This is a genomic window from Marinifilum sp. JC120, from assembly GCA_004923195.1.
Classification (GTDB): domain Bacteria; phylum Desulfobacterota; class Desulfovibrionia; order Desulfovibrionales; family Desulfovibrionaceae; genus Maridesulfovibrio.
Genome location: RDSB01000071.1, coordinates 1 through 1213, shown reverse-complemented (window position 1 = coordinate 1213; position 1213 = coordinate 1). Strand labels below are relative to the sequence as shown.

The window sequence follows — 1213 nt, the reverse complement described above, 5'->3', positions numbered from 1 at the left end:
ATTTAATCTCCACTCGGATATAACACCTCCCCTTTTTTTTTTTTTGAAAATTCCAASTTTAGATTCTGATTAAAAAAAAAAGAATTATATGTGACTTTAAATTCCTCAACATTCTCCTCCTCCTCGAAATAATGTTGGGTCCTTATGKCTCCAAATTACAACTARTAGGACTTTRWTTAAACCATGTTTCTYGTATTGAMTGGAGAATCCACTAAAAATGACTAGATGATGATGAACGACCTTTGATCTGAGTTCATTATTTTCAAATTCATTATGAATCTCGTTAGCAGATAACGAGTCATTAAGAAAGTCAACGTCTAACAGAATTAAATTAGATTTTTGGCCATCATTCGACTCAGCTGACATATTYCCCTCATTGTTMTAAGAAGTTTCATCMMAATCATATGCATTATTCTGAGAATCAATATCTGGCACACTGTCATTAGAAATGGGATARGTTGACTCAATATAAAATTYTGTCTTCCGRTGATTTTGAGTAACATCTGGYACAATTTGGTTCATCGTGTTGCTCCAGTTATTTTCTGAATACGAGTCACCATAGCTTTCTCGACTAATAGCACGTGGACCACAATTTTGTTCGAGCTGACGTTTATTTYCGCAGCTAGACAGTACCAGTAGTGTTTCATTTGATTYTGGACTCTGGGCATCATCTACAGGATCTGGCTCCTGATCATCTGGTATTGTCACAACTTYATGWGCATTYAGCACARKATTTTCTTGCTSTGAGCYGGAMACGTTACMAATATTACGTTYTSMTTCWGGTATARAGGGATTTGAAYCCTSCACWRGATATGCTTCTGAAATGTCCATTACTGCACCATTATCTGCATGATAYATAGATTTCTTATTTTCTGCTTGAATGCAAAGTCTGCCCAAAAMTGTTAYAAATAGCTGTTGTTGCAAGGCMAACACCTTCTGCTGGTGCTGTAATATTAACCGCAACTGTTCKAAAGAAATCGACATTWTTTTTGCCAATAATATTAGCTCCAAAAATCACCGGCAATTATACAGCTAATTTATTTCCAAAATCTGAGTCRCCACTTGTMKTATTATTATTTCTTTGTTGCCAAAATCCCCGTCGCCARTTGTTATGAYCTTGAAGTTGAGGGTTCAAAACTTTTCTCCACCCCGTCGCCAATTGTTATGACCTTGGATGTCTGACTTTTTGTTATGACCTTGGATGTCTGACTTT

At 36.0% G+C, this 1213-nt stretch carries 1 protein-coding gene; it reads right to left on the bottom strand.

Annotated features, from left to right (window positions below):
- Positions 1–105 precede the first annotated feature (105 nt).
- Positions 106–984, bottom strand: a complete 879-nt coding sequence (locus D0S45_20385) for a hypothetical protein (protein TIH08869.1) — start codon at positions 982–984, stop codon at positions 106–108.
- Between the last annotated feature and the right edge of the window lie 229 nt (positions 985–1213).